We start from the raw sequence: 6,619 nt of genomic DNA on the forward strand, positions 1-6,619 counted from the left end.
GGTCGCGTATGGGCTGATAAATCCGCAATATTCGGAAATACTGTTCGGGTCAATCGGACAATCAGGCGCTGCCCATGCTCAAGCCGGAACTGCTGCGAACCTTTATCCGGGTCAATGAACTGGCCAGTTTCACCCAGGCCGCCGAGCAGCTTGGTCTTCCGCGTTCGACCGTGTCCGAGCAGATCCGGACGCTGGAAAGCCAGCTCGGCGCGCGCGTGTTCAACCGCTCCACGCGCCGTGTGCAGCCGACCCAGGACGGCCTGCTGCTCTACGAGCGTAGTAAAGAGCTGCTATCGCGGATGGAGGAAATCGAGGGCCTGTTCCGCGCCGACCCCGCCGAGCTGAGTGGCTGCCTGCGGGTCGATCTGCCGACCCGCATGGCCCGGCGCATCATCCTGCCGCAACTACCGCAATTCATGGCGGCGCATCCGGGTTTGAGCGTTGAACTGAGTTGTACCGACCGTCAGGTCGATCTGCTGCGCGAAGGTTTCGATTGCGTGATGCGCATTGGCGCCTTGAGCGACCTGGCGGTAGTGGCACGGCCATTGGGCCAGTTGGCCATGGTCAACTGCGCCAGCCCGGCTTATCTCGCGCGTTTCGGCACGCCTACGTCGCTGGCGGATCTGGCGTCCCATCATCTGGTGCACTACGTGCAGGCCCTCGGTTCGCGCAGCCCGGGCTTCGAGTATCAGGAACAGGGCGTTACCCGTTTCGTGAGCATGGGCGGGGCCATTACCGCCAACAACACGGATGCATATGAAAGCGCCGGGCTGGCCGGGCTGGGCATCATCCAGTCGCCCTGGATCGGCGTGCGCGACTACCTGACGCGCGGGCAACTGGTGGCGTTGTTGCCCGATCATGTTCCGGCCGCCATGCCGGTGTCGCTGCTCTATGCCGGCCAGCGCTACTTGCCGCCGCGGGTGCGGGTGTTCATGGATTGGCTGGCGGGAGTGCTGGCGACTCAACTCGATCCACCGGCAGGTACAAGCTGAACAACGTCCCGGCCTCGGCGGACGAGCGCACCTCCATGTGCCCGCCGTGGGCCAGGGCGATCTGCTTGGCGATGTATAAGCCAAGTCCGAGGCCGACCTGGGGCGTTTCCGACGGAAGCTGGGAAAACGGTTCGAAGAGTTGCGTCACCACGTCCGGCGCGATCGGCGGACCGAAGTTGTGCACGCCGAGGATGAACAGGTTGTCCTCCATCATCGCCGAGACGGTGATCGGGCTGCTTTCGTCGCCATGTTGCACGGCATTGGCGATCAGGTTGGAGAGCAGTTGGCAGATGCGTTCGCGGTCGCAATAGATGCTCGACAGGTCGGCGATGTTCAGTTGTATCTGGCGTTGCGGGTGCACCCGGTGCAGCTCGGAAGCGACATGTTGCAGCGCTTCGCCCAGGTCCGGGCAGGGCAGGATGCTCAGCGGAATGCCGTCGCCCAGTCGCCCACGGGCGAAATCCAGAACATCGCGCACCAGTTGAGTCGCCCGGCGACCGGAGGTGAGGATATGTCCGGCGATATTGCGCGAACGTTCGTCACTCAGACGCTTGACCAGCAGTTCGGCGCCGGCGGTGATGGCGAACAGCGGGTTGCGCAGGTCATGGCCGAGCACCGCGATGAACTTCTCACGAAGCGCGGCGATTTCTCGTTCTTTCTCCAGGGCGATTTCCGTGCGCTGGGCGCTTTCCTCACTTTCGATCTGGATGGTCAGCAGCCGGGCGAAGGCTTCCATCATCGGCTGGATGGCGCTGCCTTTGAGTGATCGCGGCAGTGGATCAAACGCACAGATGGTGCCGAAAAAGCTGCCTTCGCTGCGAAACACCGGCACGGCGATATAGCTTTCGAAGCCATAGGTGCGCGGAGCAGGGTGCTCGAGGCAGGTGGCATCTTCACTGGCCTTGTCGATGACGAGGGTCTGGTGGGTGCGGCGGATTTCACCGCACAGCGTGCTGCGGGCATCCAGCTCGTCGCCGACCTTCATGCCGAAGCCAAGAGTGTCGAGAACGGCGAGGGCGGTCCAGCGGGTTTCCGTCACCCGTGCGATGGCGGCAAAGCGCAGGCCAGTGGTTTCGCTGATGACCTGGAGAATGGCGGGCACTACCTGGATACGGCTGATGGTAGCGCTGTCTGGAAATATTGAAGTCTTCATGGAACATTGGCTGCAGAAAATCGAATGTCGGCTGCAAGTGTAGCGAGCATCCGCGATGAGATAGAAAAATCGGAACAAGCGGTAAGTAATTTCCATTACTCTTGTGCAACCCGAGCATTCCCGTCAGAGGAATGCCCATCTACTTGCGTGCCAACTCTTTTTGACCTGCATCCTTTTGGGTGTTTTCAGCGAGGTTTGACATGCACATCACGTCTCAGGACATCTGCTCCGCCGCCGACCAGCTCAAGGGCTTCGTCGGTTTCCACCGCAAACTCGGCAAGCACATCGTGCGTTTCAGCGAAGACTCGTTCGGAATGGATGTGGCCGATGACAGCATCACGCCCAGCAGCGAATTCGTCTGGCAGGGTAACGATGGCGAGGCCATGACCCTCAGTCGCGAACTGATCGATGTGTTGCTGGCACAGAACGTCGACGATCGGCTCAACGTCAGCGAACCGCTGCGGGTTTACCAGCGGCGGCGTGACCTGCCGGAAATCATGGCGCAGCGGCGTCGGGTGGGCTGAGCGCGTCGGGCGGGCGTAGCCGGTCTAACCGGCTTGCCCGCGTTCACTTCTTTCTTCGCGATGGCGTTCGAGCAACTGTTCGAATGCTGCGCGCTCCAGCGGGTGACTTAAATAGAAGCCCTGGACCTCATGGCAGTTTTCCATGCTCAGCGCCTTGAGCTGCTGCTCGGTTTCCACGCCTTCGGCGGTGACGGTCAGGCCCAGGGCCTTGCCGAGGTTGATGATCGCCTGGACCACCGCGCGGTCATTGCTGTCGCTGCTGAGCCCGGCGACGAAGCGTTTGTCGATCTTGATGCTGTCGAAGGGGTACGTGCGCAGGTAACCCAGCGATGAGTAGCCGGTTCCGAAGTCGTCCATGTTCAGGCGCACGCCGAGTTCCTTCAGCGCATTCATGGTGCCGAGCGCACCTTCTATATCGTTGAGCATGACGTTCTCGGTGATCTCCAGTTCCAGGCGCTGGGCCGGGAAGCCGGTTTCCATGAGGATCTGCCGGACATCGGCGACCACATCGCTGCGGGAGAACTGCGCCGGCGACAGGTTTACCGACACCAGTAACGCTCCCGGCCAGCCGCGGGCGATCTCGCACGCGCTGCGCAACACCCACAGGCCCAGCGGGACGATCAGGTCGGTTTGTTCCGCGAGGGGGATGAAGGTGTCCGGGCCGAGCAGCCCTTCGACCGGATGCTGCCAGCGCACAGGGTTTCGACCGAGACGATTTCCAGGGTCTGCAGGCGATAGCGCGGCTGGAAGTGCAGGACGAATTCGTGGTTCTTCACGGCGCGGCGCAAATCGTTTTCCAGTTGCCGGCGGTATTGGATCTGCTGGTTCATCTCCGCCGAGAAGTAACGCCAGGTGTTCTTGCCCTGGGCCTTGGCCTGGTACAGCGCAATGTCCGCGCAGCGGATCAGTTCGCCGGCATCGGTGCCGTGCAGGCGGGTCTGGGCGATGCCCAGGCTGGCGCCGATATGCAGGCTGTGATCTTCATAAAGGATGGGGGTGTGCAGGTTTTCGATCAGGCGGGCGCAAAAACGGTCGATTTCGCTGCGGTTGTCCAGCTTGGCGATCACCAGCACGAATTCGTCACCGCCAAGCCGAGCCACCAGGTCGCCGTCCCGGGTCGAGTCGCGCAGCCGTGCGGCCACCTCCAGCAACACCGCGTCGCCAGCAGCGTGGCCGAGGGAATCGTTGATCGGCTTGAAGCTGTCCAGATCGAGCAGGATCAGAGTGAGCGGCGGCGCATCCGGGCCCTTGAGCAGCGCCTGCTCAAGGAACCGCGAGAGCTTGTTGCGATTGGCCAGGCCGGTCAGCGCGTCGTGCATCGACAGGTGCTGGATGCGCGCATGGGCCGCGACTTCGTCGGTGATGTCGCTGGCGGTGCCGCGAAAGCCCGCCGTTTGGCCCTTGAGGTAGATCGGTCGCGCAGAAAGCCGGCAAAAACGCAGTTGGTTGTATTGGTCGCGATAGGCGCAGCGCAGATGCGACGCCTGCTGGCCGGGTGGTTCGTCAAGGTTGTCGAGCCAGGCGCCCAGCGGCGTGGTTTCGCAGGTGAGCAGCAGGTTCAGCGGTTGGCCCAGCCAGTCTTCGGTACGGTAGCCGGTGACATCGACGAAACGTTGCGACAGGTAGGTCAGCCGTTGATGGCGGTCGACCTCCCAGATCCAGTCCGATGCGGCCTCGGCCACGGCGCGAAAGCGTTGCTCACTCGCTTCGAGGGCCTGGTTGCTGTCTTGCAGGGCATTCAGGTTGCTGTCGATTTCCCGTGAAGCGTGCAGCGCATAACGGAAGAAGTACGCCATCAACAGGCCCAGCACCAGGATCGCGCCGAGCAGTGGCGGCAGTACGGCCCAGAGCAGGTGGTCGCCGGGACGCGGCGGGCTCCATTGCAGGCTGTAGCCGATACTGTCCAGCGGCAGGCGCACGGATCTGACGGATTCATCGCCGGCTTTGACGATGTGCATGGTATCCAGGCCGACATCGCTGGCGAGCTTGTCGAGCTTGGGTTGGGTCAACTGGTCAACGAAGATCAGGACCGGGGCGGTTTGCGGATCAATCCGCAGTACATCGTCGTCCGGGCGAATCGCCGCAGCGCTGAGTAGCGCCGGCCAGCCATTGAACAGCACGTAGCGGCTCACTTGACGACGGCTTGCCGCAAGGCCCCGGGCTTCGGCAACCAGGGCTTCCAGCGGGGTATCGAGGTAGGCGGTTATCGGCGAGTCGCTGGGCTGGCCCTTGAACAACGCGTACTTGGTGCGCTGCTCATCAATGACGAACACACCTTCATAGCCACTGGCGGTGTAGAGGGATTCGCCGATGTTCTTCTCTATATATGCCCAGCGTGTGTCCGGGTCGCCTTTGAAGTGCTGGTAGGCGGCATCCCACACGGCGTAGCTGGAGAGAAACTGGCGAGAGGCGTCGAGTCGCTGGTGCAGGGCCCGGTCGGTGTGAAAGATGCTTCGCCGGCTTTCGCTCTGGTTCAACTGATAGGCGATGTTGAACAGGGCACCGAGGGCAATCAGGCAGGCCAGCGAAAACAGCAGGACAGCGCCGGTAATCAGTTTTCGCGTTTGCAACCTGGGCTGAGCCCAGCGTTGACGAGCGGTGGTGTTCCTTTCCATGGCGGTGCCAAATCCTGTGGGCGCGCACCGCACGGGCTCGTGCGGCGCGGGCTGACTTCACTCAGGATAGGCGACTCTGGACGGCACGTTTTCCCCACCGACAAAATTGACCCGGTCGCGACCACTGTTCTTGGCCGTGTACAGCGCCTTGTCGGCTTCGTTGAGCCAGGCCACCGGGTCGTCGAAGTCGGTGCGACAGATGGCGAGGCCAATACTCAGGCTGATACGCAGCTCGGGAAGGGCGGGGTCGCGGTAGCTGGCAACCCGCTGGCGCAGGCGCTCCATGATTCTTGCGGCCTGCTCCAGGCTGGTGTCGGGCAGGATTACGCAGAACTCGTCGCCGCCGTAGCGCCCGGCCAGGTCATCTTCTCGCAGGCCGATCTTCAGCTCGGCGCTTAGGTGGCGTAGTACGGCGTCGCCGACCACATGGCCGTAGGTGTCATTGATGGACTTGAAGTGGTCGATGTCGATGATCGCGATCACGGCGCTGCTGAGTTGTTGCTGGCAGGTCTGGAACTTGAGTTGCAGCAGGTCCTTCCATGAGCCGTGATTGAGCAGGCCGGTGAGGCTGTCGGTACGGCTCAATGCACTGAGGCTGCGTTTGTGCTCGGAAAGCTGGATCGCCAGGCGATAGCACACCCAGCCGAGTGCCAGCGGATAAAGGGTGAGCATCGGCAGGCAGGCATAGACCTGCAGGTTGCTGCTGACCAGTTGCAGGCCGGGGCCGAACAGGGCGATGGCGATCAGCATGCCGGCGATCTGCGCGAGCATCCCGCGCACGAACAGGCGCTGGCCGCCGGCGGCCACGTTGTTCATGGTCATCATCGACAGGATGGTAATGCTCGGCAGCGGATTGAAATGCATGCTGGCGGTCCAGAAGCCGCCAGTCAGGGAGTCGATCAGCAGGTTGCGTTGTTCTGCCTGGTAGGGCGTGCGCGAGCGAAGGCCTATCTGATAGGCCAGGTGTGGCCAGAGCAGTCCATTGAAGAACATGACTGCCCATACCCATGGTGGTGGGTCCAGAGGCAGCATGCCGGCGTACACACCGAGCAGACCGATACCCATGCCGATGGTGCGCGGTGCATAGATCCTCCTGACAAATGAAAGTCCCTTGCCTCGTTTATTGTCCGTCATGGTGTTCGTTTTTTCCGGGGGCGCCGTTTATCGCATAATTCGCCTGAATATTGTTGAACATTCACGCACCGCTCAAGAATGGCCTTGCGAGCCATTTAAAGGTTGCTGGCGGCAACCTGTTAATCCGCAGGCAAAGCAGGGGATTGTTCTCTCTATATAAGGAAGGGCTTTTGCGGGAAAAGGGCCTATTGCAGGGGTGAC

At 61.8% G+C, this 6,619-nt stretch carries 4 protein-coding genes and 1 pseudogene; 2 read left to right on the top strand and 3 right to left on the bottom strand.

Going from position 1 to position 6,619, the window contains the following annotated elements; all coding sequences use genetic code 11:
• Positions 1-74: 74 nt before the first annotated feature.
• A complete protein-coding gene (locus tag HWV67_RS19070) occupies positions 75-992 on the top strand; it encodes a LysR family transcriptional regulator (RefSeq protein ID WP_175652356.1) in 918 nt (305 codons plus the stop codon).
• On the opposite strand, the gene HWV67_RS19075 is transcribed toward HWV67_RS19070, so the two are convergent.
• Positions 931-2,145 carry a GAF domain-containing sensor histidine kinase gene (locus HWV67_RS19075; protein ID WP_175652358.1) on the bottom strand — a complete coding sequence of 405 codons (1,215 nt, stop codon included), beginning with the start codon at positions 2,143-2,145 and terminating at the stop codon, positions 931-933. The genes HWV67_RS19070 and HWV67_RS19075 overlap by 62 nt on opposite strands.
• 200 nt (positions 2,146-2,345) lie before the next feature.
• On the opposite strand from HWV67_RS19075, the gene HWV67_RS19080 reads away from it, so the two are divergent.
• Positions 2,346-2,669, top strand: a complete 324-nt coding sequence (locus HWV67_RS19080; protein WP_175652359.1) for a DUF2025 family protein — start codon at positions 2,346-2,348, stop codon at positions 2,667-2,669.
• 24 nt (positions 2,670-2,693) lie between these two features.
• On the opposite strand, the pseudogene HWV67_RS19085 reads toward HWV67_RS19080, so the two are convergent.
• Both HWV67_RS19085 and HWV67_RS19090 read right to left on the bottom strand, forming a co-directional pair.
• Positions 2,694-5,284, bottom strand: a pseudogene (locus HWV67_RS19085) (bifunctional diguanylate cyclase/phosphodiesterase).
• Between the two features lie 57 nt (positions 5,285-5,341).
• Positions 5,342-6,418, bottom strand: a complete 1,077-nt coding sequence (locus tag HWV67_RS19090) for a diguanylate cyclase (protein WP_175652361.1) — start codon at positions 6,416-6,418, stop codon at positions 5,342-5,344.
• Between the last annotated feature and the right edge of the window lie 201 nt (positions 6,419-6,619).

The organism is Pseudomonas sp. Marseille-P9899, assembly GCF_903166565.1.
In the GTDB taxonomy this organism is placed as follows: domain Bacteria; phylum Pseudomonadota; class Gammaproteobacteria; order Pseudomonadales; family Pseudomonadaceae; genus Aquipseudomonas; species Aquipseudomonas huaxiensis.

Excerpts from the sequence above, each read along its gene's own strand:
- HWV67_RS19070 (WP_175652356.1), top strand. The coding sequence starts at position 75 with ATGCTCAAGCCGGAACTGCTGCGAACCTTTATCCGGGTCAATGAACTG.
- HWV67_RS19075 (WP_175652358.1), bottom strand. The coding sequence starts at position 2,145 with ATGAAGACTTCAATATTTCCAGACAGCGCTACCATCAGCCGTATCCAG.
- HWV67_RS19080 (WP_175652359.1), top strand. The coding sequence starts at position 2,346 with ATGCACATCACGTCTCAGGACATCTGCTCCGCCGCCGACCAGCTCAAG.
- HWV67_RS19090 (WP_175652361.1), bottom strand. The coding sequence starts at position 6,418 with ATGACGGACAATAAACGAGGCAAGGGACTTTCATTTGTCAGGAGGATC.